Here is a 25,039-nt window from a genome sequence, read left to right on the forward strand (position 1 = left end):
GATTTCTTATGGGACAGGGGGGAGTACGAAAGCGGAATAGAATAAGAACGATCGTTTTACTCCAGCGACAGCAGAATCGCTTGAGTTAGAAGTAATATACAAATTTTACAAGAAGAAGGGAGAGGCCTGCAAACAGAAAGAAATCTGCAAATATAGAAATTCTATATGCTTTCGTTAGCAGGTATGAATAAAAAATGAAATTAAAAAATCGAAGAATGTTATCTTTTCTAATGGCAATCGTTATGGTATTGACGATGATGCCTTTTTATCCGTTAGAAGTAAGAGCTGCAGTAACACCAACACTTGATCTTGGTAATCCTGTTAGAGTGACCGGAACAACCTATCAGCTATCCAATGCTACATTTGGAAGTACGGGGGTCGTGAATGGAGCGGGAGGGTATTTTACTGTGGCGGTAAATAATGGATCAACTGCTGTTGGAACTCTTCCAAGTGGTATTACCGAGTTGATTAATGGCATAAAAATTAGTAACATCGTTACTGACAAATCTACATCTGCAAATAGAGTGTTCAATTTTTCAAATAGTAATACTTATGAGGAAATTCTGACTGTTATCCGAAATATGACATTTACTCAAGCTGTGGGGCAAACCCAAAAAGTCACAGTAAATGTAGCGCCAGGGGCCCCATTGACCGATGGGAAAACATCTGTGCGTACCTACAATGGACGCTATTTTGTATACGTGCAAAGACAGGGTACCATGACTTTTAAAGATGCAGTGACTATAGCAACGAACAATCATGGACATCTCCTAGAGCCAAAATCAAATAATCCGCAGGAGATTTTTACGATTGCTAGTATGTTTGAAGAATTTACAACTCCCTTTGGGGGGAATTGGAGCTTTCTAACCTTTATAGGCGCTACTAAAACTACAGCACCTAATTGGAACACTTCTATTTATGGCGATACAAAATATGTATCAAATGGTCTGTCAACAGGTCTTGAGGCATCGAAAGATTTTGTGCCTAATGGAGCGTATGACCATCTTACACTTCTGCTAGATACGACAAATAATAAAGTGGGTTACTTAGCCGTAAATAATACACATGGTGGTAGCAGCGTATATTTTGATCCGGGAGTGATTGTCGAGTATAATTCCGGTGTCATTAGCAACAGTATCACTGCCACCAAAACTATTGTGCTTCCGGAGATGGGAGGCAGCGTGGGGATCAGCGGTGTTGCCAAGGTTGGTCAAACGTTGACTGCGGACCTATCGGGAGTCACTTACACGCCTGGCACAACGGACAACGTGCCGACTTACCAATGGTACCGGAATGGAGTCGCCATCACGAATGCGAAGGGCTCAAGCTACACCTTAACCGCTGACGACTTCGGCGCAGCCATCACCGTGATGGTCGCCGCTGACGATACGCATGCAACAGGGAGCGTGACGAGCGCAGCAACGGGGGCGGTAACGGCAGCAGACGGTGCGGCAGCTCCGGCAGCACCGGTAGAAGTAAGCAAAACAGCAACGAGCATTGTGTTGCAAGCTGTCACCGGTCAGGAATACAGCATAGACGGCGGCGTGACGTGGCAGGATAGCCCGACGTTCAGCGGGCTGACGCCGGATACGGACTATACGATTGTAACCCGTGTGAAAGCGACAGCGACACAGCAGGCGTCTGCTTCCAGCACAGGAACATCGATTCGTACAGCGGCTAAAGCTATTGTGCTTCCGGAGATGGGAGGCAGCGTGGGGATCAGCGGTGTTGCCAAGGTTGGTCAAACGTTGACTGCGGACCTGTCAGGAGTCACTTATACGCCTGGCACAACGGACAACGTGCCGACTTACCAATGGTACCGGAACGGAGTCGCCATCACGAATGCAAAGGGCTCAAGCTACACCTTAACCGCTGACGACTTCGGCGCAGCCATCACCGTGATGGTCGCCGCTGACGATACGCATGCGACAGGGAGCTTGACGAGCGCGGCAACGGGGGCGGTAACGGCAGCGGACAGCGCGGCGGCTCCGGCAGCACCGGTAGAAGTAAGCAAAACAGCAACGAGCATTACGTTGAAAGCCGTCACCGGTCAGGAATACAGCATTGACGGCGGCGTGACGTGGCAGGATAGCCCGACGTTCAGCGGACTGACGCCGGATACGGACTATACGATTGTAACCCGTGTGAAAGCGACAGCGACACAGCAGGCGTCTGCTGCCAGCACAGGAACATCGATTCGTACAGCGGCTGACAACGCAGACCTGAACGGTTTGATGCTGTCGAGCGGCACGTTAAGCCCGGTGTTTGCAGCAGGCACGACAAACTATACAACAAGCGTGCCGAACGGCGTGAGCGACACGACAGTGACGGCGACAGTAGTAGATTCTGTTTATGCTACGGTGACGGCGAGCGTGTACAATAGCGAAGGCACGTTGGTAAAAGGCCCGATTACGTTGACAAGTGGCGTCGCTTCCGATTCGCTGCCGCTGAGTGTAGGCATTAACACGATCAAGACGGTCGTGACGGCGCAGGACGGCACGACGCAAACGTACATCGTAACGGTGACGCGCGACCCTCGTGATGACTCCGGCACGAACGGAGGTCCTATTCCTACACCTGCACCTACATCTGCTCCTGCTACGGCATCGGGCGTGAAAACAACCGTGAACAATGAGGACAGCGGCTTTGCTACTGGCACAACGGCAAACAACTTAACGGCCGTTGTGATTGATCCAGGTAAACTATCAGCTCATCTCTCCAAAGGCAATGGACAGCAATTGAATATACTTGTGCCTGGTGACGGTGAAATTAAGGTTGCGGGTTTGACCGCAGCCACCCTGAAGCAGTTATCCGATACCGGCTCCACACTGAATATTGAGAACCTGCTTGCTATTTATCCGATGCCAAGCACACAATTGGATCTGGATTCGATCACCAAACAATGGAACGGCGCGCCGCTAGGCCAAATTGCAGTCGATATTAATATCAAGAGATCGTCTGACGCATTGAAAGCAGCAGCAAAAGATCAGGCGGCCAAAGGTGGCTACGATCTGCTCGTCAATCCGGTCGATTTATCGCTTAACTTCACGTACCAAAACCAATCCGTTAAGCCGGATCAACTGACGGATTACGCGCCTCGCTATATCGCATTGCCTGAAGGCATTGATCCGAACAAAATTACGACCGGTGTCATTGTTAATCCGGACGGTACCGTGTTCCATGTGCCGACAGTCGTAACGAAAATCAACAACCGTTACTTTGCACTGATCAACGACCTGCGCAGCCAGGGCAGCTACTCGGTCATATGGAATCCGCAAAATTTCGATGATGTGAAGAGCCACTGGGCACAGGAGAGTGTAAATAATATTGCAGCCAGACTGCAGCTTGAAGGTACAGGCAACAATACCTTCTCCCCGAATCGCAGTATCGACCGTTCGGAATTTGCCACGATTGTGGCAAGCGGACTTGGCTTAATGCGACAAGGTGTATCCGGCACGCCGTATAGCGACGTAGCACCGTCGAGCTGGTACCACGATGCCGTAAAGATTGCCAGCGAATTTGGCATTATCAAAGGCTTTGAAGACGGTGGTTTCCATGGCAGCGAACAGATTACAAGAGAGCAAGGCATCGCCATGATCGCCCGCTCCCTTCAGGTCGTTCAGCCCCAAGAGGCGCTGAGCACATTGGAAATCAATCAGATTCTGGCTCCTTACAGCGATATGGATCAAATCTCCGGGTATGCCCGGGAGTCCGTTGCTCAACTGATTAAGGCTGGCATCCTGCAAGGGATCGGCAAACAGCAGTTGAACCCGAAAGCGGCGATGACGCGCGCGGAAACAGCGGCTATGATTGAAAGATTGCTGAAAGCTACGAAGTTGATCGACTAGTATTAATGATTAAGAGGGGGCTAACTGCCTCCTCTTTTTTTTTGGTGCGCCTATACAACCTGGCTAATATGCCTAATCACCCGTTCTATGGAACAAGGGATTCCCGCTTTTCTTGTCGAAATATGAAAGCTACCGGACTGGGCCTTAGCATTTTCAAGCAATTGGCAGAACTGAACGGCGAAACGTTGGGAGTGAGCCCTGTATGATTTGGATAAAAAACAAAACCGCCCTGAAATATGCTATGACGTTCATCCTGTTTCTCTCCATACTTCTCGGCGTCCGGTGGCTTTGGTCGGGGATTTTTCTTACGCCTGAACATCCTCGTGCGGTTCAAGGTGTGCTCGATCTGCGCGGCTGGGATTTCGCGAACTCCCGCTCCATTACGCTGAATGGCGAGTGGGACTTTTATCCGGAAGCATTCGTCACGCAGAAAGACAAGGACTGGAAATCCCTGGACAAGCGTTATATTCAGGTTCCGGGAGATTGGCGAAGTGCTTTGCCGGCAGGGTCAAAATCGTCGTTCGGATACGGGACGTACCGGCTGCGTATTCTGGTCGATCCTTTACCGCAACAGTCGTTCGAATTCTGGATTCAGGAAATTCAGGCCTCTTCAGTTGTTGAATTCAACGGTCAGATAGCAGGAGCCGGCCAGCCGACGGAGCACGCAAATACGTATAAACCCCGCCGGATTTCTTATACCCCGCTTTATAAGGCAAACGGAGTGAATGAGATCGAGTTGCTCGTACGCGTGGCCAATTTTGATAATCCGCTTAATGGCGGCATTGTCAGAGCCATCCGCTTCGGGTCGGATACGGCCATCAATACCGAACGATGGATCTCCATTGGCTTTCAGATTGTGACCTTCGTGGTACTAATGTTTCTTAGCTTGTACGCCGTGATGTTATACTTGTTCAGTCGGCAAAAAGGGTTGCTTGCCTTTTTCATGCTGCTTTTGACCGCCGGGCTTACGATTGTGTCTGATAACGACAGCCTGCTGCTGGTATGCATGCCTTTCATCAACTATGCATGGGCACTGAAAATCAAGATACTCTCGTACTCTTTACTTCCCTTTTTCTTCCTGCTGATTGCCGGAATATTTGCCAAGATCCGAACAAACACGGCTTTGTTCCGTACGTACGCCATTACTCTGGCTTTATATTCAGGATTTGTGTTGGTCATGCCGCCTCCGTTCATTTACTATATAATCGAGTTTAAATTATTCAGACTGCTTTATTGGTTTCCAATGGCTTGGATTATCTATCTGATTGGCAAACTGATAGCCAGAAGTCAGCCCGGTGCCACCTTCCTGCTGCTTGCCACCATGAGCATATTATCCAGCTCCGCCTGGGGACTGATTAATGCCCGTTTGGAAGTGATAAACATTTACTTTCCGTTTGACGTGCTGGTGGCCATCATCAGTTTTTCCGCTTACTGGTTTAAGCAGTACTTCCGGAATTACCAAGAAAATGCCAAATTAAATGAGCAGTTAAGAATGGCAGACAAGCAGAAGGACGATTTTCTGGCGAACACATCCCATGAATTGCGAAATCCGCTGCACGGGATGCTGAATATGGCGCAAACCGTCCTTGACAGCGAAAAACATTCTTTGAGCAGCAAGAGCGTCCAAAATTTGGAGTTGGTGATAACGGTTGGTCGGCGCATGTCGTTTATGTTAAACGACCTGCTTGATTTGACTCGTCTTAAGGAGGGTAACGTCCGCCTGAATGTGCAGAGCGTTCAGGTGCAGGCAGTCGCTTCCGGCGTCCTCGACATGCTTCGCTTCATGACTGAAAGTAAACCGGTCCGGCTGGTCAATGAGATTCCGAATGCGTTTCCTCCTGTGATGGCTGACGAGAATCGGCTCGTTCAAATTTTGTTTAATCTGGTTCATAATTCCATCAAATTTACCAACGAAGGAACTGTCGCCATCCGGGTGGTCGCACAAGATGGGAAGGCGTACATTAGCGTTGCGGATACGGGCGTCGGCATAGACGAGGAAACGCTGCAAAGAATCTTTAACCCTTACGAGCAAGGCGACTCCGGCATGACGGCGGCGCCTGGGGGCGGCATCGGACTGGGCCTCGGCATTTGCAAGCAGTTAGTGGAGCTGCACGGCGAAACGCTGGAAGTGACATCTGCCTCTGGCCAAGGATCGTCATTCACCTTTGCTTTGGCGCTGTCCGATTCGCACGTTCAACGGGAAGCGGATTTTGCAGTAGGTCTGCCGCCTGTCTATGCAGAAACAGCCGCCGCTGCCGACTTGAACATCGGTTACGGTACTGTTGACGATTCTGCTGTTGTGGAGAGATCGGTGCGTCCTGCGGTATTGGCTGTGGACGATGATCCGCTCAACTTGAAAATACTGGCGAACATTCTGGCTGGGGAATCTTTCGACATCGTTGCTGTTACGAGCGGCAATGATGCCTTGTCACATCTGAACACAAGAGTATGGGATCTTGTTATTGCTGACGTCATGATGCCTCACATGTCGGGGTATGAGTTAACGAGAGCTATTCGTGAACGCTATTCAAGCTCGGAACTGCCCATTCTGCTTCTGACCGCGCGCAACAAGCCTGAGGACATCGCCGCCGGGTTTTTGGCTGGGGCTAACGATTACATTGTGAAGCCTGCGGATGCGATGGAGTTAAAGGTTCGGGTGCGGGCATTAACGGATCTGAACCGTTCCGTGCGTGAACGCTTGCGTATGGAAGCGGCATGGTTGCAGGCGCAAATACAGCCGCACTTTTTATTCAACGCCCTCAATGCGATAGCTGCGCTTAGCGACGTCAATCTGAACAGAATGCGCTTACTGCTCGACGAGTTCGGCAGTTATCTACGGGCCAGCTTTAACTTCCAAAATTCCGAGCTGCTTGTTCCGCTTGGACAGGAGCTTGCTCTCGTACGTTCTTATTTATATATCGAGAATGAACGCTTCGAAGGCAGGCTGAATACGGTTTGGGAAGTCGAAGCGAACATGGAGCTAAGGATTCCCCCGCTTTCCATTCAACCGCTTGTCGAAAACGCAGTGCGGCACGGCATCATGAGTCGTTCGTCGGGCGGAATGATTCATATTCATATCGCCGAATATGAGGATCGTACAGAAGTAACCGTTGCCGATAACGGCGTGGGGATGGATACAAAAACACGGCAACATATATTCGACAAACGTTCGAACCAAAGGCAGGGAGTCGGTTTGTTCAATATTAATCAACGGTTGAAACAATTATATGGAAAGGGGCTACACATTCAGAGTGATCCGGGTCAAGGGACGATAGTCGTTTTTGTCGTGCCGAATAATGCGGTGAACCGCCTGATTTAGCGGCTCGCCGCATTATTCAGCAAAAAAGACGAAAGACGGGATGAGGTATTTTGGTGAGTCAATCCGACCCTCCGTTGCAGTATCAGAAGGCTATCCGAGAGCAGCAGACAGCACGCCGCCTGCTGCTCTCGGAGGGAGTAGAAGCCGTTGATGCGGTTTTTCGCGGTGGCTGCAACCTTCAGGCCCAAGAGAGACACTGCTGAAGCCATAGGTGACGCAGCCGAATGCATAATAATTGAAAACAGTGCGACAGGAATCACCGTGTAGAACAGCCAGCCTGCCGTGCAGATTATCCCACACCATCACTTTCTAACAAGGAGTAAAAATTATCGCGGTCTTCGTTATCGAATTTGCCAAGCGTCCGCACCCTGACAAATTCATGTCCGCCATACATGTCTATTTCCTCGCCATACCTATTGTAGAGCGCGATCATATGACCATCCCGATTCAACTCCATGTATCCGTCACAATTTGCTTCAGGCGCATCACCGTAAAGGAGCGTGAATTTAATTTTAATCACTTTGTGCATGCAGATCCTCCTTTTCCCCGTTAACCTGAAGAAAATTTTACGTGAAACCGGATGAATTGGAAAAAGCGATATCGCTCTTCATACTCGGAAATTCATTCATATTTCGAATGCATGAGGGGGAATTCCCCGCTACGCCGCTAATTCACACATTATCTCTTGACGGGACGAGATTAGGGGAGTATTATAACGTGCCAGTTAACTCTGCAAGATAGATAACTGAAAGAGTATGCTGCGGCCGCTCATTTAGCATGGAGAGGAGAGTAGAACATGTTCTTTTTTAAGAAAAATAAAGACATCACACAAGAGGAGCTACAGGCCATGGTTAAAGGCTTGGAGCAGGCTTATATGGATAAGGATGAACAAGGTTTGATCAATAGATTTCATCCGGATAAGAGGGGGATGTCCTTCTTAAATCACTTTCAACTGATGCTGACATTTCAAATCTATAATATAAAATCTGAAATTCTCGAATTTGAATTACTGTCGATAGACGCCAATAAAGCAGTCTTTACTTACACCCGGAAGCACATGCATACCTGTGTCAATCCCGCCGATGAACGAGAGGAAAAAAGAAATCAAATTAACAGTTATTACGTTGAGGCTGTGAAGGAGAACGGTTCAATTTGGATTACGAGGTACAGCGCTTATAGCACAATTTATGTAGATAAGCAGGGGGAACCCCTTATGGGCGTGGATGCGGTCATTCCTCCTGGTGAAGAGCTTGACCTGGGCATTGCCCGGTTCATCCCGTATTTTCAGCTTGATAGCTACGTGCCTGCAACATTCCATGTTTACAACAACAGTCAATTTATCGGATATTATCCGCTAGGCGAATACCACCGTTACCAGCCTTCGTGTACGTTCACGATTAATTATTTTGATGAGATGGAGGCTGCTTCTGTAGAAAAGCATACAGCGGATTATGTCTCCCATGAGACCATAGTGGCTGCTCAAATACTGCATCAGACGGATTGCAGCTCTATAGTTGAGACGCAGATCATGAAAAATAATGTATTAGAGCATGAGCTTGTTACCAGCCTGCTTACCAAGGAGGGATTCTACATGGCTAGATTTCTGTATGATAAAGGGGAGCCGATGCCATCGGAGGAGCGGGACAAGTGGAAGCGGGAGATGCTCGCTTTAACAGAAAAAGAGCACGGAAGATAACCCCAAAACTTCTTGTGAACATGACCCTATAAGATCAGCTCCGCAAGACGATGGATTCCCTGCTCAATCGATGCTTCATCTACTTTTGCAAACCCCAACACCCATCCCTTCCTTTTGCTTTCCAGACAATAAGGTCCAAGAGGGTATACACGCATTCCCTGTTGAAGGGCTAACTTTGTCACGGTTTCTTCGTCGTATGATTCTTCAGCTTCAAGTAACATATGCAATCCCGTTTCTACTCCACTTAGTGTGAAGCGTTCCCCTAAACCGCTAGCCATAATAGCCTTTGTCATAGCTTCGTGTCTTCGCCGGTACACATTTCTGACTCTTCGCATATGGCGCATAAAATGTCCATTCTTAATGAAGTGGGTTAGTGTTAGCTGATCCATAATCGGAAGATGACGGTAAGTCAGCTCCTGTACCCTGGCTAGTTGAGCAATTGCCCGGGCAGATCCTACGATAGCCGAAATACGAATGCCTGGAGCAATCATTTTAGAAAAACTCATGAGGTACAAGGTGTTATTAGATGCCTGACTAAAGAGCGTAGGAAGCGGGTCCCCACGATATCGAAATTCACTGTCATAATCGTCCTCAATGATCCAAAATTGTTCTTGCGCGGCCTTATGCAGCAGTTGTTGCCTGCGCGGCTCCGACATAACAACCCCGGCTGCGCATTGGTGCGAAGGAGTCGTAAAGATCAGTTTGGATTGTGGATGAATACGGTCAACCACAAGACCGTGCGCATCAACGGGGACGGGCACCACATTCATACGCCGATAGTTCATCGCCATCCAGGAAGCTGGAAAACCGGGATCTTCTACACAGACAGTGTCCCCATCAGATAAAAGCGATTGTGCGATTAAGTCAATGCTATGCTGAGCTCCAGAGGTCAACAGAATCTGATTTGTTTGGATATGGATCCCTCGTTCAAGTGATAAATAACGCTGAATTTGCTCACGTAATGGTGTGAAACCATAGGGGTTGCCGTAAGCCCAGCTTGATAAGTCCATTGCAGCGGATGCGTGGAGAAACGATTGCCGCCAGTTCTTCTGAAAATGTCCATCCAAATAAGGTTCGTGGGGACTAAAATCAATATCCGCTTCTCCATGTTCTTTGCCTCTGAACCAGTCCTGTAATTGATCGACCGCCGAGTTCAACAAGGGAAGTGAGGGAGGCAGAGGGCCATTTGCTATGATTTCCTTCGTTGACCCAGTGATTTGATTCCATTTACTAACCCGCGTTCCTCCTCTTCGGGATGTAACCGTATAGCCTCGGCTTAGCAATTCCTCATAAACGATCTGTATAGTTGAGCGAGAAACGCCTATCTGGTGAGCGAGTTCGCGGGAAGGAATCAGCAGTTCTCCTGGAGCCCAGATTCCACTTGTAATATTATGAATGGCTTGATCAAGCAATTGCTGCCAGATCGGTCTCTTATCATTACGAATTACTTTCATCATCGTGTATACCTCCAAATAGTAGCTCCAATCATAAAATATTAAGTAGTTATGGATTGCTTATAATCTTAATATTTGGATCTTAAAAGGCACTCCATTCACTGATATACTACCGTAATAACGCTGGTATTTGCAATCTGAGTCGTTGCCGCACTCTAGAAGAGTATCGGAGTTCAAACTATTGGAGTGGGATGAATATCTCATGAGTGAAAGGAGAGGTTTCGAAATGGATCCAGTTCGTTACAAGACCAGGGAATGCAAGGATCAGGAGAAAATTGAAAGCTTCCTGCAGCAAGCGAGAATAGGATATCTTGGGTTGGTTGATGGGCACCTCCCCTATGTTGTACCGCTAAATTATGTATGGTCTGAGGGGAAGCTCTATGTTCACGGGGCTGGCGATGGAAGACGTAATCAGGTCATGAGCAAAAATCCAGAGGTGTGTTTTACAGTCTGTGAGGAATACGGGACCATTACGGATCCGGTACCTGCTAAAACGGATACGGCTTATATGAGCGTAATGATATTTGGACAAGCAGAGCCGATCACAGATTTGGACGAAGCCACTCATGTACTTCAGGAGTTGATCAATAAATACGTACCCGGCTATTATAACCGCCCCTTGTCCAAGCAGCATGTAGACAAGTATAGGTCGGCTGTATTCGGCGGACCGGTTCAAGTTTACCGGGTAATCCCGCATCATATGACAGCAAAAGAAAGTCCTATTGAAGCAGGGAAAATGTATAGAACGGACACCAATGTCGGACGAGAGATTTAATGACAAGATAAGCTTTCATATTTCTTCAAAATTTAGCGGGAATGCCCTATGACTATTTGATATAGTTTTAGGGCGTTTTTTCGGTGTTGATTTTAATTATTTTGATTGAATTCAACAGGTTAAGCTGAACATTTCTGCAGTGAAATCCGATAAAGGTAAGGAATGGCACTTATTCAATGTGCTTGAAAAGGAGAATGTATATGCCTACTAAGCTAATGAAAAATATCATCGTGATTTGTTTGGTTCTCGTATTCTTACCGTCAACATCCATTTGGGCCGCATCCGTCATTACGGACCCGGTTTTGGCGAAAGCCGTTCGCGCGGAATTAGAGCTGCCGGCTAAGAAAGAGCTGAAGGCAGCTGATTTGAAGAAGTTGGAATCTTTGTATCCTAGCGAATCTAAGGCTAAAATCACCAGTTTACAAGGTCTTGAATATGCGGTTAACATGGAGAGCTTATTTCTGCCCGGCCAAAAGATAAAGAATATTAAACCGCTAAGCAAGTTGAAAAAGTTAACGTTCTTAGCAGTTGAGGAGAATCAGATTACTGATCTTTCACCGATTTCCGGGTTAAGTTCTCTAGAGAAGCTGGTTGTTGACGGTAACATGATAAAAAGTCTAGTGCCGTTAAAAAATCTAAATAAGCTGACCGATCTTCTTGCCAGCAACAATCAGGTGGAAGACCTAAGTCCCATTAAGAAATTGAAGTTAGAATGGCTCTTACTGAGCGGAAATAAAATTCAAGATTTGACGCCGTTACGAAATCATCCAACATTGGAACATCTCTATCTAGACGATAACCTCATCCAGGATATTGAAGTGCTCGAAACGTTGCCCCAATTACAAGAAGTATCTTTGGCAAACAACCCGCTGAATGAGCAAGCGGAGCAGGTTATCCAAGAGCTGGAGAACAATGGTGTCATAGTAAATTTGGAAGATAACGGGGATACTCAGCCGGAATAGCTACTTCGATCTGAACCGTATTTGCCTGAACCCGCAATGCGGCGTTGAAAATTCCACCGAAGAGATTTGGAAGTAATCGGGAACTTAAAGGGGGTGTACCAAGCCATTTGATGGCTTCTGGGACACCCCCTTCGTATTGAAACCAGGGGAACAGGTACCCATATCTATTTGCGTTACACTTGGGCGGTGGGACGGAGCACGATCTCGTTCACATCGATATCATCCGGTTGTTCTATTGCGTATGCAATTGCGCGGGCTACCGCGTCTGGCGTCATCGCCATTTTATCCCGGATGGCGGCGAGTTGGTCTCTCAATGCCGGGTCTGTCATGCCCTCCGTGAAATTAGTCTGTACAATACCGGGCGAAATGATGGTTACACGCAGCTTATCGCCAGCCTCTTGGCGCAGTCCCTCCGAGATGGCGCGTACGGCGAATTTTGTTCCGGAGTAGACCGACTGGTTCGGCACGGTCTTATGTCCTGCTGTAGAAGCAGTGTTCACGAAATGCCCGAAGCCTTGTTTGCGAAAAACAGGCAACGCTGCTGCAATGCCATACAAAACGCCTTTAATGTTGACGTCAATCATGTCCTCCCAATCTTCGACGCGCAGATCATCGAGAGGGGAAATAGGCATAACGCCAGCATTGCTGACGAGAACATCAAGCTTCCCGAACCGTTCGCAAGCCAATGTAACAAGTCTGCACAGATCCTCGCGCCGTCTCACGTCAGTGCTTGCATAAATAGCTTCGCCGCCTCTATTCGTAATGTTTGTCACCAATGCTTCAAGGCGATCAACTCCGCGCGCCCCAAGCACGACCTTTGCTCCGCGCCCGGCAAGCAACAGTGCTGTCGCTTCTCCAATTCCGCTACTTGCACCCGTGATGACGACGACTTTGTTCTCCATTCTTCCTTCCAAGCTCATAGCTCAATCCTTCTTTCTTTGATCTATTGGCCTTGCAAGTACATTTTAAGTAAAATTCGATGGAAGCAGGTAGACTAATCCCGTCCAATTCTTGCCTAATCCTATTCGGTGTGGATATAATTAGCCATCAGCGTTGTGGAAAGGAAAGGTGAAGCATGCCCGATTTCGTCTCTCCCTCTAAGATTTCTGCTCATCTGCAAGAACTGATTCTTCTTATTCAACGTCACGCGCCTTCGGACGGAACACATGCTTCAGCGGTACCGGAACTTTGTTTCAGGCGCGCAAGCCAGGTGTCGGAGCCGAAGCATACGGTCAATATGCCCTCTCTGTACGTGGTCGCACAAGGTTCAAAGACAGCAACGCTGGCAGGGGAAAATTACGTGTACGATCCGACCACTTACATGGTCACCTCGGTGCATCTGCCTGTAATCGGAAAAATCACTCAAGCCTCGCCGCTGCTTCCTTACCTAAGCCTTCAATTATCCATTAGTCCAGATGTCATTCTGGATATAATTCAGATGAGCAGCCCCCAATGGAACGGAAAGACGGGACGGGGTATACTGGTGAGCCAATCGGACCCGCCGCTGCTTGATGGGCTGCTTCGGCTTGTCCGGCTTCTGGACACCCCTGAGGATATTGAGTTCCTTGCGCCGCTTATCACCCGCGAGATTCTTTATCGTGTGCTGAAAGGTGAGCAGGGAGCTTTAATCAGGCAATTTGCCATAGCCGGCAGCTATGCGTATAACATTTCCAAAGTGATCCATCTGATTAACCGCGATTACTCCAAGCCTCTTGTGATCGAAGAATTGGCGAACGAAGCGAACATGAGCCCTTCTTCTTTGCACAAGCATTTTAAAAAGGTAACGGCGATAAGCCCACTTCAGTATCAGAAGGCCATCCGGCTGCAGACAGCACGCCGCTTGCTGCTCTCAGAGGGATTAGAAGCCGCTGCTGCGGGCTTTCTCGTTGGTTACGAGAGCCCTTCGCAGTTCAGCCGGGAGTATAGCCGCATGTTTGGACGTTCCCCAATGAACGACGTTAAGCATCTGCGCAAGATCTTAAATGTTCCGGTTGATTGATATGCAACTTCACTCTTTAACTTTGGTGAGAATGTTGGTGATCATATTGCCAGGTCTTTACGGATATTTGTGAAATATGATCTGAGTGAGACCGTCTTATCCGAAGCTGGATATTTTGATGAACAGACTGAAGTTATCCATCCGTAGATCGTAAAGAATTACTTCCAAATATGATGATATAACATTGAATTTTCGCGAGGAAAGAAGGTGCTACCGTTGGCAAAATGGGATAATATGCTTTCGATGCTCTGGATGCTACGCTCCGGAAGGAAACTCACCGCCGCGCAGATCGCGGACAGTTTGGAGATCAGCATCCGCACCGTGTACCGGTACATCGACGCATTATGCGCCAGCGGTGTGCCAGTCGTTGCGGAATCGGGCCATGACGGCGGCATTCACATTCTGGAAAGCTTCAGGGAGACGCCATTATTCTTCAATTCCGTAGAGCTGAAGGCGCTTGTGGACGCGTTTAAATTTGCGCAAGGCGCTGGCTATCCATATACGGAAGAGCTGGAAAGTGCATTGGAGAAAGTGAAGAATGGGCTGCACGAAGAGCAGCGCGACGATCTGTCCCGCCAGACGAGTGGCTTGGATGTGATTTCTCCGGTGCGTCCGCCTTCCGGCGTTCTGTTGTTGCGGGACCTGGAGCAGGCGGCGAAGGATGGGCGAACGGTCTGCATAGCTTATCGTAAAGAGAATGCGGGGCAGGCCGACGAACGTGAAGTCGATCCATATGGGCTAGCTTACGACCGGAACGAATGGTACGTCGTCGCGTTTTGCCATCGGTCGCTGGCAATGCGGACGTTCCGCGTAGATCGTATCGCGCGGCTGGAGCCAACCGAAGCGCGGTTCGAAAAGCCGGAGCATTTCTCCGCGTCCGCCTATTTCCGCGACCAGTCTAAACGGGAACGGGAGGCGGACGGACCGCTGACGGTTATCCGTATCGAGGGAGAGCCCGACACCCTGAACGCGGTTTGCCGCCACTGGCATCTACGCCACTATCTGACGGAACGGACCGATCGCGAGGCGAGGTTTCTGCTGGACGTTCCTACGATGAACAAGTACCTTCCGATGTATCTGCTGACGTTTGGTCCGGCCATTTATATACGGGAGCCGCTGGAGCTGAAGCGTCGGATTCAGGAAATGGCCTACGGAATCGCAAAACATTACGAAGACGATTCCGATTGACTTCGCTGACAACGGTTGTCAGCGAACCCGGTATACGATAGAGATAAGGCTGCGGCATTGGCAGCCAAACGACGATGAATAAAGGAAAGGTGGATTCATACATGCTTCAACATCCGCAGCAATTGTACGAATATCATGTTTGGGCGAATGACCAGCTATTCACTCATCTGCAGCAGCTTCCGAAGGATGTCTTCCATGCGGAAGTGACGAGTGTATTCCCGTCCGTGTCGACAACGTTTGGGCACATGTACTTGTACGAAAAGCTCTATATGTCCGTACTGGCGGAAGCTCCGAACGAGGAGGTTTTCCCGAAAATCCCGGGCTGGGCGGAGGAAGCGCAGGGCAAAACCGTGGACGAGATGCGGCGGCTGTTCGCTGGCGTCGCCGAACAGTTTCATGATTTGCTGCGGCGTACGCCCGACCCGGACAAGGCGATGACGATCGAGCATCCGAAGTACGGTCGTCTCGATACGCATTTCTCCGGCATCCTGCAGCATGTGGTCAACCATGGGACATATCACCGGGGCAATGTGACCGCGATGCTGAGGCAGCAAGGATACGCCGGGGTTCCGACCGATTATTTGTTCTATTTGATAGAACGGCAGGAAGGTCAGCGGTAAACGGGGAGGAGCAAACGGCGGAGCCATTATGAAATAAAACAGGATTTTGAGAGTGGAGGCGGGGCTGCGGCATGGACATCAATGATCTTATGGTTTTTTGGAATCACGCGAATTGCAAAGTCATCGATATTCGCCGCACCACGATTAGAGCTGGCGAATCCATTCGTTCCTATTCTCTACCCTCCAACCTGCTTCTCATGTCGGTTCGCGGCAAGGCTACAGCTAATCTGGGAGAGCAATTTCATCGCCTGCAGCGGTTCACAGTGCTTCATGCAGGTAAAGGTGATGTACTCAACATAGTCGTGGGCAGCGAAGGCATGGATTATTATTGCCAGCCAATGTCTCCCGCTCCACACTCCTGTTCCAAACATTAGGGCAACCAATCGGGTGTCCTATGCAAGGAAAGGATTGGGCGATCTTCCGCATTTCAACCCTGATTTTAGAAAGAGGGAGCTATTTAATATTTTTCTATAGTAACAGTAGACGTTCCAATCTCACTGCTCTTTTTGTTGAATAGCAAGATGGCAAGAAGTAGTGCAACGCTTACAGCAGCCAGACCTACCCAATTCAAATTCAGAACAGAGGTACGACTGATGACAAGGCCGCCTAATCCAGATCCTAGCGCAAAACCAAATTGGATGAAGGAAGTATTTACGCTCAGGGCAATGTCTGGATTTCTAGGTACCAGAGTGACCAGAAATAGCTGCTGAGCAGGGGAAATGCTCCAGGTTGCTAACATAAAGATCATTAAAACTAAGATTAGTACAATGATATTGGCACCAGCTAGAGTGAATAAAAGGAGCATTGCTCCCTGTAACAGGAGTCCCATACAAATTGTGAATTTCGATCCCTTTGTATCTGCCAATTGTCCACCCACTTTGGATCCGATGAAGCTGCAAATTCCCGCTAGGAATAAAACACCGCTAATTTCGGTTATGGAAAGAGAGGATGCGGCTTGCAAGAAAGGTGTAATATAAGTAAAAAGCGTAGAGTAACCACCAATATAAAATAAAGTAATAGCCAAGGCAGTTACAATTTTTGAATCTTTTAAAATAGAGAGCTGCATCCTGAGGGTAACAACTTCTTCTTCTCTGATGGCAGGAACCTTTTTATAGATGATAAACAATGGAAGAACGCTTATGATACCGATCAAAATAAACAAAACTCTCCATCCAAACCTCTCGCTAAAAAATGTGCCAGCTGGAACACCCAGAACTAACGAACTACTGAGCCCCATCAAAATAATACCGATGGCATTGCCCCTTCTTTCCTTTTCGACGAGTCGTGTCGCTACTGCCATGGCTACCACCGTAGCGATTCCTCCGCTAGCCCCTTGAATAATTCGTACCCATAGTAATGGTTCGTAAGAAAGGTGTACGAGCATAAGCCCGTTGCTGATAATAAACACACTGAGGGCAGCCATCAGTAGCTTCTTGCGATCCATATTGATTGTTAATGCAATTAGAATCGGAGTAACAATGGCTGCTGCCAGAGCAAATACAGTCACCAGTAAACCAGCTTCGGAAGTAGATACTCTTAAATCCACGGCGATCATTTCAATGACTCCTGTAATAATGTATTCAATGGTTCCGATTAGAAAAACAGCAAGTGCTAGGACATATATAATCAACTTATTTTTCAATTTAATCCGCTCCTCCTCAGTTTCATTCAAGCAAGAAACTCTTTAGACTTTTATCTATAAATACGGAATCTGGTTCATGCTGTCCAATGCCTGCGCAATGCCCCCACTTGGATTCAATAGGGAGGAAGAATGCATTTGGTATCTGTTGTGCTTCAACTTTGCTATCCTGGGGAGTGAAGAAAAGGTCTGTACTTCCCGGCATAACCAGGGCCCGTGCGGTTATCCTGCTTAATGCAAGGTGAAAATCACCGTTATACATCGGATTAGCGCTAATGTCACCTGTAATGCCGGTTCGTAACATGGTGATCAGGTCATTAGCGTCAAAGGTCAAAAATACTTGATCCCAGTAATCTACGAGATATTCCTCCAGTGTGTGGTAGCCCTCCTGCTGATAGAGCTGCTCTTGATAATAAGCCTGAGAGAACCCCCAAGCTGCGTAGACTCGACCCATGGCTGCCAATCCCGTTTTAGGTTTCTGTGTGTAAAAACCATTTTTCCAGGCAGAATCAGCCTGAAGGGCAGCGATCATTCCTTCAAATACAACCTTTGTATGTGGCCGGGTCATGGCAGTTCCGCCGAATGGAGCGATTCGTTTTACCATATCGGGATAGCTTGCCCCCCACTGAAAGGTCTGCACAGCGCCTAGTGACCAACCTACAACGAGGGCGATTTCTGTAATACCGAACTTTTGATTCACCAGTTGATGCTGCAGCCGCACATTATCATAAATTGAGATCAGTGGAAAATTTGCTTGTTGATAGGGCGATGGCGTATTGCTTGGCGAGGAGGAGAGTCCATTGCCCAACATATTAGGGATGATAATAAAATATTTTTCTGGATCCAGTGCCTTGCCAGGTCCGATTAACCATTCGTTATCAGTATGCAAGCCGGCAAACCAGGTGGGATATACAATCACATTATTTTTGGCTGCATTTAACATGCCGTATGTTTTGTAGGCGAGAATGGCATTAGGCAGAGTGTTACCGGATTGCAGCAGAACATCTCCTAGTTCATAAATATCATAATCTCTCATATAAAAACTCCTTCTCATAGCTAAAGTAGGGACTGCCTTCCTTGTCATCACTCTACGATGCCGCTATTGTTAAGTCAAAGAAACGTTCATGAATATAACGTTCATTTTTTTTGAATTAAGGAGCGGAAATGTGATGGAATTGCGCCAATTAAAAACCTTTTATACGCTTGCTTCCACACTCAACTTTACCCGAGCTGCAGAAGTGCAGAACTATGTCCCTTCAACGGTTACGATGCAAATGAAGGCCTTAGAGGAAGAATTGGGTGTCAAGTTGGTGGACAGATTGGGTAAAAATGTGACTTTGACCGATGCAGGGAGAAAGTTCCTGCGCTATGCAGATAACATATTGAGTGTGGTTGAAGAAGCACAGCATGCCGTTAAGCAATCCGGCGAATTGACGGGTACGGTAGTCATAAGTGCCGATGAAACGTTATGTACGTACCGGCTGCCGGCTGTATTGCGCCAGTTTCGTTTGTGCTATCCAGGGATTCGGTTAATGTTTCGTCCGCTGGCTAATTCGAACCTCAAACAGAGCTTGCGTGAAGGGGACGCTGACATTATTTTTATGCTGGATGAGGACAAGGGCGAGACAGGATTTTGCGGTGAAAAAATGCTGGATGAGCCCTTTTATCTATTGGTATCACCAGATCATCCTTTGGCTGCACGTACTGCACTGGCCATTGAAGATTTTCATGGCGGGACCTTTTTGTTAACGGAAAAGGGATGTTCCTATCGCACTTTTTTTGATCGAAGTCTTTCACAGAAGGGCATGGGGGGAATTACTGAATTGGAGTTTAACAGTGCTGAGGCTATTAAACAATGCGCGAAAATAGGAATGGGCATTGCCATATTGCCTGAAATGGCCGTGATAGGAGAAATGGATCGGGGAGAACTGGTTCCATTGCCGTGGGATTTGACCGCCACATCGTTTGCAACCCAAATGTTTTGGCATGAAGAGAAGTGGATCTCGCCTGTAATCGAAGCCTTTTTGAGCTTGACCAGAGAAACATTTTTGAAATCCTCGGGTGGATTTGAAACCTTATCTTCAAAAGGAAGGTGATTTAGAATCTTTCATTCCTGTATGGGTGGTTGTGAACATGACTCAATGGAGCGTTTTTCACTTCACTGTGCTTAGAGAAGGAACACTCTTGAAATTGTCGCAGCGTCAAGTGCTATTATAACTTTGAGAGCTCGGAAAGGAGATCAGGATGAACAGATCTGTTGCAATCAATAAATTGTCGGAGCAGATGGGACTGACGAGTCGCACCTTGCGCCACTGGGAATCAGAAGGACTCTTTAAGAGTTCAAGGGATACCTCCTCTGGCTGGAGAATTTATGATGAAAATGCACTCTTATGTATACGAATTACTGCAGTACTTCGCAAAATGGATATTCCGATAAAGGATATAAAATCTGTTATCGCAAACAAGTCCCCTTCACAGCTTAGCACGGTTATTGCAAATAAAATCTCCACTCTAAAGGTGCAGAGAGCAGAAGTACTCCTTTTTGAACAGCAATTAGACCGGGTCTTGAAACTGCTTCAAAAGCAAAACGCAGACTGTTTGTCTAGTCTGGATGAGATTCTTACTGAAACGGAGGATTTGTTAATGAGCAATTTGAAAGAAGCCAACATAATCAAAATTATTACCCTTCCTCCTATGAGGGTGGCCTACAATATTGCTATAGGTGTATCCCCGGAAGATGAAGCAATGGCACCGGTGCTGGATTGGATTAAGTCGGCAAACTTACTGGGCACAGCACGTTTATTTGGTGGTAATGTGAAGCCAATGCCAAGTCATCTGGGTACCCCATATGGATATGGCATGTGTGCTACCATCCCAGATGGTACGGATGTTCCAAAACATTTAAAAGAAATGATGTTACCCGGGGGCCAATACGCTATGCTTGAAAGCAGTGACGATATAGGTGATTCATGGAAAACGTTAATGCGTCACTTGTCCAAGCATAATAAGTACAAATCTGACCGTTCAAGAGTATGCTTGGAAGAACACATTCGTAATGATAATCCAGATGGTTGCGGAAGCAAATATTATCTGAATTTATTCGAACCTGTAAAACTGAAATAATCTAGGGACACCACAAGAGCGCTCGTTACTCCTGCCCATAACCATCCCAGCCTCCCGCAGAAACAGGAATGCTCATAGTCACCTTCCCTCCGCCGGAGGATGGCATATTGGCTATAGCTAAGCTCCCTCCATGCTGCTGGGCGGCGGACTCGGCAATGTACAGCCCCATCCCGTGATGATTGCCGGAACTTCGGCTCTGGTCCCCTCTATAGAACTGGGTGGCGGCTTCTTTCAGATCGGTTGGCGAGAAGCCGTTGCCCGTATCCGTGACCGTGAAATGGACAGCAGCGTCATCCCCCCGCACCAGCAAAGCAACGCTCCCCTGGGGAGGCGTATGCTCGACCGCATTGGCGATAACATTGACGATTCCCCGCTGAAACAGTTCCTTATCTAAGAGGAGAAATGCAGGAAGCTTATCCTTCTGGATATGCGTATGCAGGTCCTTGCCGGAGGACAGAGCCTTCATCTGCAGCTCTAATTCCCCAATAATCTCCGCTGTACGTACCAGCGATTTCTGACGAACAAAACTGGCCTGCAGGCTGGACAGATCAATAACTTCTTGTACGAAGGCTTCAATATCCTCGGCGCTGCGAAGAATGTAACCGTTATATTCCAGCTGGGCAGCATTCTGTGTCGTCTCCTGCAGCAGCTCCGCATTTCCCCGAATGACGGTAAGCGGGGTTTTGATATCGTGGGCCAGCGCGGAAATCTGCTCTCTGCGGGAACTCTCCAGCTCCCACTGCCGCTTAAGTGAAGTATGCAGGGCTTCTTTCATCCGGTCCAGTGAGACCAGCATATCGTCGATTTCGCGGATACCGCTGGGCTTCACGGTAAACTCAAGATTCTCGCGCTGGATGTTCTCGGTCGCTTCCTGTAATCCTGCCATTTTCTCCGTGAGTTTTCTGCCGAACCGGGCGGCAAGCACGGCTGCTTGGAGCAAAATGCCCAAGATGAAGAGCAGCACTCCCAGCAACTGAGGATTCGGCAGATAGCTGCGCAGCAAGGGGGATGCATACTGCGGCGTTAAGCTATACCGGAATATCCAGAGCTCCTGTCCGTGCCGGGCGGTTGTATAGAAATAAGAGTCCTGAGTATTACCCTGCTGTATAATCCCCCAGGCATGTGTTGCTTCACTCCGGCTCAGATTACCGGCGAGAAACTTTCCTTCCCCGGTGAAAACCGTATAATCCACCATTCCCGGAACGCTATCGGGCGTTACTGTTCTGCTTGAGGCAAGACGCTCCTTGAACGCAGCAATCTCCTTCTCGGCATAGTTAGCAGGCAGTATAATATTGGAGGAAAACGCCAATGTGAACAATCCAAGCACAAGTACCAGCAGCAGAATCGTCCCCGTGCTTAAGAACAGGAGGTATTGCAGGAAAAAGGTGCGAAGGCGCACTGTTTTGATTCGTTTCACAGATTCCATTTATATCCAATCCCCCAGATAGTCTCAATCGCGTCGATCCCGTATTTGCTCAGCTTGGCGCGGATGTTCTTGATATGCTCCGTAATGGCGCTGCGGTCGCTTTCTCCGTCAAACCCGAAGACCGCTTCATAAATATGTTCTTTGGAGAAGACCTGTCCGCGGCTGCGGGCCAGAAATTCGCAAATTTCATATTCGCTTTTGGTCAGAGGCACCTTGTCCTCTTGGACCAACAGTTCTTTACCGGAGAGGTTGAAGTGTACATTCTCCAGATAGAGAACATTCCGCCGCTCTCTGCTTTCCCGCCTGAGGTGGGCGCCAATCCGTGCCCGCAGCGCGCCTATGCCAAAAGGTTTCACAATATAATCATCTGCCCCCAGTCCGAGGCCGTACATCAGATCGCTTTCCAGTGTTTTGGCCGTTAAAAAAAGGATCGGGCAATCCACCGCCGCGCGTATTTCCCGGCAGAGTGTAAAGCCGTCCACACCCGGCATCATCACATCCAGCAAAATAAGATCATACGCGCCAAGGTCATTCCGGCACACCTGTGTAGAATCAGAGATCGTTGTCACCAGATGATTGTCAGTAATAAGCGCGTTGCGGATCAGCGACAGGATGGCGGGTTCATCGTCTACCACGAGTATTTTTGCCATATTCGTTCCCTCGATTGTAAGTTGTATGTCTAATTATCGGTTGACCGTCCCTCCCACCGCTGGAACCATGCAGCGCATAGAAGAGCAGCCATTATCGTTCCCAGTACACAGACCGTAATTCCGGCGCTCAGCCCTGATACAGTGGGGGATAGCGTGGTACCGGAAGCGTGGATTGTCCATAGAGAGATGAAGCGGACGCCCCATGCGAAGGGAATATACGGCCAGATGGCATCGCCTAGCCCGGTGAGCATTAAGGCGGCGACCAGACTCCCTACAATCCCCACCCCGATGGAAGCGCCTCTTCCGAAGCGCAGACTGGCTGTCAGATGAAGAAGGTAGAGAAACATATTGCTCCCGAACAGAATAACCGCCCCGGTGATGTAAAAGGGCATTCCCAATCTGTCTTGCTGGAGAATTCCGCCGAACCCCAGGCCAAAAAGGGTGTAAGCAAACAGGACGGCTCCAAAGCCAAACAACAGCAGGAGAAGCAGCTTGCTTATATAGGCAGTAATTTTGTTTGCGGGTATAGCAAGCATGCTTTGAAACTGTCCTGCAGCCGCTTCCTGTTCCACCGCCATGGAGCAGACTAGCCCGATCAGGGTAGGAAATGCGCATCCTAGAGACTGCATAAACGCCAGAGCTTTGTCGGTTGCACTCCATGGGGAGTACGAATAGTACGCTAAGAATACGCCAACTCCGATAAGAGGAACCAGCAGATGAATTAGCAGAAACGGCGTATGCCGGCTTTTGAGCAGATCCGCTCTCAGCAATCCCGGTAGTGAAGCCATGTTACTTCGCCTCCTGCTTACGAAACCATAGCGCAGTAAGGAGGGAGAGTAATCCGAACCAGGCCAGGGAGATCAGGACATCCGGAAGAATCATTTCCGTGCTTCTCAGCGGACTGTCCACCGGTACGGGGAGACCGTTCGGCAGGATGGACAGAACCGGGCACATGAGCCTGGGAGTAATAGTATAAGGCATGAAATCCCACAGTCCTCCGGTATCGAAGGCAACGACACCCATAACATTACCGAATATATTAAGCAGAACAGCAGCGAATAATCCGAGCCGTGCGGTCAGGAACAGACACAGCGGAATCTGCCACAGAAACGTGACGAAGATCAGGAGGCTCCCGGCCATGCTGTTCATCAGCGGAATGGTTTGGCCGAACAGTATTCCCCCTGACGTAACGGCAACCAGGAACAGGAGGATGGCGACTAATAGCCATTCTGCACAGGCTATTATTTTCCCGGTCCAGAGGGTCCTCAGATCAACGGGCAGAGCCAGCAGTCCACGGTATTTCATCTTGGCATCCTTATGCAGAGCCAGTGAACAGGTTAGGGTCAGCGCCCCGGGCAAGAGCATCGTGTACCACCAGTTGTACGCCCCGCTTTGAAATAAGCGTCCGCCCATTAAGATGGCGCAAAGGAGCAGCGTGAACACAGGTGCTAGCCAGACAAGCTTAGGAATAAAGGTGCCCCGCCATTTTAAACGTTCAGCCCTAATATGACGAAGCATGTTATTCACCAGCCCTTCGGTTGGCTGCGGCGACCTGCATGAACAAGGCTTCGAGCTCTTGCCCGTGGGGAACGGCTCCCTGATATCCCAGAACTCCCCCGGCTATAATTCCGATCTGATCCACTACCTGTTCGACTTCAGAGAGAATATGACTCGACAGAATGACGGTGATTCCTTGCCCGGGAAAAGAACGGATCAGCTCCCGCAGCTCCTGAATCCCGATGGGGTCCAGCCCGTTGGTCGGTTCGTCCAGAATCAGCAGCTTGGGCTGGTTCAAGAGCGCAATCGCGATTCCCAGCCGCTGCTTCATGCCCATGGAGAACTGTCCGGCACGTTTCTTTCCGGTATGGGTTAAATCCACGACAGCGAGCGTTTCCTCGATGCGGGACTGCGGCAGTCCGAGGGCAAGCGTGCGCACCTTAAGATTCTCTCTGGCAGTCAGATTCTCATAGAGCGGTGGCGCCTCAATTAATACGCCAATCTCGCTTAAATCCTTCCGGGTCCATTCATGTCCATGAATGCGAATACTCCCGGAATCGGGGCGCAGCATGCCTGCGATCATTTTGAGCGTTGTTGATTTACCTGCGCCATTCGGCCCTAAGAGCCCATAGATCGAGTTACGGGGTACTGCTAACGTTACTTTGTTGACGGCTGGTTGATGTTTGAAGCTCTTGCAAAGATTCTGAGTTTCTAAAATAATGTCCCGCATATTATATCATCCTTTCCACTTCCACAGTGTAAGGGGAGATTCTAAGGATTCTGTAAGGATAATGGGGGATACACCCGAAGAATTAAGAGGTAATCTATAAATAGTGCAGGATT

General features: G+C 48.5%; 22 protein-coding genes. 12 read left to right on the forward strand and 10 right to left on the reverse strand.

All coding sequences use genetic code 11. The features are described 5' to 3' along the window. Nucleotides 1-194 precede the first annotated feature (194 nt). The 3 genes from AC3WT9_RS21795 (at nt 195) to AC3WT9_RS21805 (ending at nt 7,370) form a co-directional block, all read left to right on the forward strand. Complete coding sequence (locus tag AC3WT9_RS21795) at nt 195-3,848, forward strand: S-layer homology domain-containing protein (protein WP_492407947.1); 3,654 nt, start codon at nt 195-197, stop codon at nt 3,846-3,848. Nucleotides 3,849-4,050: 202 nt separating this feature from the next. After that, a complete protein-coding gene (locus AC3WT9_RS21800; protein WP_341380261.1) occupies nt 4,051-7,167 on the forward strand; it encodes a hybrid sensor histidine kinase/response regulator in 3,117 nt (1,038 codons plus the stop codon). Nucleotides 7,168-7,220: 53 nt separating this feature from the next. Continuing rightward, complete coding sequence (locus tag AC3WT9_RS21805; protein WP_341380260.1) at nt 7,221-7,370, forward strand: hypothetical protein; 150 nt, start codon at nt 7,221-7,223, stop codon at nt 7,368-7,370. 86 nt (nt 7,371-7,456) lie between these two features. Here AC3WT9_RS21805 and AC3WT9_RS21810 read toward each other — a convergent pair whose 3' ends face one another. Then, nucleotides 7,457-7,696: a hypothetical protein gene (locus tag AC3WT9_RS21810; RefSeq protein WP_341380259.1), complete on the reverse strand. Its 240-nt coding sequence runs from the start codon at nt 7,694-7,696 to the stop codon at nt 7,457-7,459. 267 nt (nt 7,697-7,963) lie between these two features. Here AC3WT9_RS21810 and AC3WT9_RS21815 point away from each other — a divergent pair, with 267 nt between their 5' ends. After that, complete coding sequence (locus tag AC3WT9_RS21815; RefSeq protein WP_341380258.1) at nt 7,964-8,863, forward strand: hypothetical protein; 900 nt, start codon at nt 7,964-7,966, stop codon at nt 8,861-8,863. A gap of 26 nt (nt 8,864-8,889) precedes the next feature. Here the strand turns inward: AC3WT9_RS21815 and pdxR are convergent, their stop codons facing one another. Beyond that, nucleotides 8,890-10,320 (reverse strand): MocR-like pyridoxine biosynthesis transcription factor PdxR, encoded by a 1,431-nt coding sequence (gene pdxR, locus AC3WT9_RS21820; RefSeq protein ID WP_341380257.1) that lies wholly within the window; start codon nt 10,318-10,320, stop codon nt 8,890-8,892. A gap of 223 nt (nt 10,321-10,543) precedes the next feature. Here pdxR and AC3WT9_RS21825 point away from each other — a divergent pair, with 223 nt between their 5' ends. Together AC3WT9_RS21825 and AC3WT9_RS21830 are read left to right on the forward strand one after the other, a co-directional pair. After that, a complete protein-coding gene (locus AC3WT9_RS21825) occupies nt 10,544-11,092 on the forward strand; it encodes a pyridoxamine 5'-phosphate oxidase family protein (protein WP_341380256.1) in 549 nt (182 codons plus the stop codon). A gap of 200 nt (nt 11,093-11,292) precedes the next feature. Beyond that, nucleotides 11,293-12,054 carry a leucine-rich repeat domain-containing protein gene (locus AC3WT9_RS21830; RefSeq protein ID WP_341380255.1) on the forward strand — a complete coding sequence of 254 codons (762 nt, stop codon included), beginning with the start codon at nt 11,293-11,295 and terminating at the stop codon, nt 12,052-12,054. A gap of 173 nt (nt 12,055-12,227) precedes the next feature. Here the strand turns inward: AC3WT9_RS21830 and AC3WT9_RS21835 are convergent, their stop codons facing one another. After that, nucleotides 12,228-12,974: an SDR family oxidoreductase gene (locus AC3WT9_RS21835; protein ID WP_341380254.1), complete on the reverse strand. Its 747-nt coding sequence runs from the start codon at nt 12,972-12,974 to the stop codon at nt 12,228-12,230. A gap of 155 nt (nt 12,975-13,129) precedes the next feature. Between AC3WT9_RS21835 and AC3WT9_RS21840 the strand changes: the two genes are divergently transcribed. From AC3WT9_RS21840 to AC3WT9_RS21855, 4 genes are all read left to right on the forward strand, one after another. Continuing rightward, nucleotides 13,130-14,053, forward strand: coding sequence for an AraC family transcriptional regulator (locus AC3WT9_RS21840; protein WP_341380253.1), 924 nt, complete (start codon nt 13,130-13,132; stop codon nt 14,051-14,053). Nucleotides 14,054-14,269: 216 nt separating this feature from the next. Further along, nucleotides 14,270-15,241: a helix-turn-helix transcriptional regulator gene (locus AC3WT9_RS21845; RefSeq protein ID WP_341380252.1), complete on the forward strand. Its 972-nt coding sequence runs from the start codon at nt 14,270-14,272 to the stop codon at nt 15,239-15,241. Nucleotides 15,242-15,342: 101 nt separating this feature from the next. Further along, on the forward strand, nt 15,343-15,861 hold the full coding sequence (locus AC3WT9_RS21850; protein ID WP_341380251.1) for a DinB family protein: 519 nt from the start codon (nt 15,343-15,345) through the stop codon (nt 15,859-15,861). 71 nt (nt 15,862-15,932) lie between these two features. Next, nucleotides 15,933-16,235 carry a hypothetical protein gene (locus tag AC3WT9_RS21855; RefSeq protein ID WP_341380250.1) on the forward strand — a complete coding sequence of 101 codons (303 nt, stop codon included), beginning with the start codon at nt 15,933-15,935 and terminating at the stop codon, nt 16,233-16,235. An 83-nt stretch (nt 16,236-16,318) separates the two neighbouring features. Here the strand turns inward: AC3WT9_RS21855 and AC3WT9_RS21860 are convergent, their stop codons facing one another. Continuing rightward, on the reverse strand, nt 16,319-17,503 hold the full coding sequence (locus AC3WT9_RS21860; protein ID WP_341380249.1) for an MFS transporter: 1,185 nt from the start codon (nt 17,501-17,503) through the stop codon (nt 16,319-16,321). A 22-nt stretch (nt 17,504-17,525) separates the two neighbouring features. Beyond that, nucleotides 17,526-18,536 carry an alpha/beta fold hydrolase gene (locus AC3WT9_RS21865; RefSeq protein ID WP_341380248.1) on the reverse strand — a complete coding sequence of 337 codons (1,011 nt, stop codon included), beginning with the start codon at nt 18,534-18,536 and terminating at the stop codon, nt 17,526-17,528. A gap of 133 nt (nt 18,537-18,669) precedes the next feature. Here AC3WT9_RS21865 and AC3WT9_RS21870 point away from each other — a divergent pair, with 133 nt between their 5' ends. Together AC3WT9_RS21870 and AC3WT9_RS21875 are read left to right on the forward strand one after the other, a co-directional pair. Next, a complete protein-coding gene (locus AC3WT9_RS21870; RefSeq protein WP_341380247.1) occupies nt 18,670-19,596 on the forward strand; it encodes a LysR family transcriptional regulator in 927 nt (308 codons plus the stop codon). A gap of 148 nt (nt 19,597-19,744) precedes the next feature. After that, entirely contained in the window at nt 19,745-20,623 is an 879-nt protein-coding gene (locus AC3WT9_RS21875; protein ID WP_341380246.1) for a MerR family transcriptional regulator, read from the forward strand. 25 nt (nt 20,624-20,648) lie between these two features. On the opposite strand, the gene AC3WT9_RS21880 is transcribed toward AC3WT9_RS21875, so the two are convergent. From AC3WT9_RS21880 to AC3WT9_RS21900, 5 genes are read right to left on the reverse strand one after another with little or no spacing between them, the layout of a single operon-like run. Next, nucleotides 20,649-22,049: a HAMP domain-containing sensor histidine kinase gene (locus tag AC3WT9_RS21880; RefSeq protein WP_341380245.1), complete on the reverse strand. Its 1,401-nt coding sequence runs from the start codon at nt 22,047-22,049 to the stop codon at nt 20,649-20,651. Further along, the gene (locus tag AC3WT9_RS21885; protein WP_038598089.1) at nt 22,037-22,699 is read right to left on the reverse strand and encodes a response regulator transcription factor; all 663 of its coding nucleotides are present in this window, start codon (nt 22,697-22,699) and stop codon (nt 22,037-22,039) included. The genes AC3WT9_RS21880 and AC3WT9_RS21885 overlap by 13 nt, the downstream gene beginning before the upstream one ends. Nucleotides 22,700-22,728: 29 nt before the next feature. After that, nucleotides 22,729-23,487, reverse strand: coding sequence for a lantibiotic immunity ABC transporter MutG family permease subunit (locus AC3WT9_RS21890; RefSeq protein WP_341097352.1), 759 nt, complete (start codon nt 23,485-23,487; stop codon nt 22,729-22,731). A gap of 1 nt (nt 23,488) precedes the next feature. Then, nucleotides 23,489-24,217 carry a lantibiotic immunity ABC transporter MutE/EpiE family permease subunit gene (locus tag AC3WT9_RS21895; protein ID WP_341097350.1) on the reverse strand — a complete coding sequence of 243 codons (729 nt, stop codon included), beginning with the start codon at nt 24,215-24,217 and terminating at the stop codon, nt 23,489-23,491. A gap of 1 nt (nt 24,218) precedes the next feature. After that, the gene (locus tag AC3WT9_RS21900; protein WP_341380244.1) at nt 24,219-24,926 is read right to left on the reverse strand and encodes a lantibiotic protection ABC transporter ATP-binding protein; all 708 of its coding nucleotides are present in this window, start codon (nt 24,924-24,926) and stop codon (nt 24,219-24,221) included. Between the last annotated feature and the right edge of the window lie 113 nt (nt 24,927-25,039).

It is taken from the genome of Paenibacillus sp. EB106-06-01-XG199, from assembly GCF_058791575.1.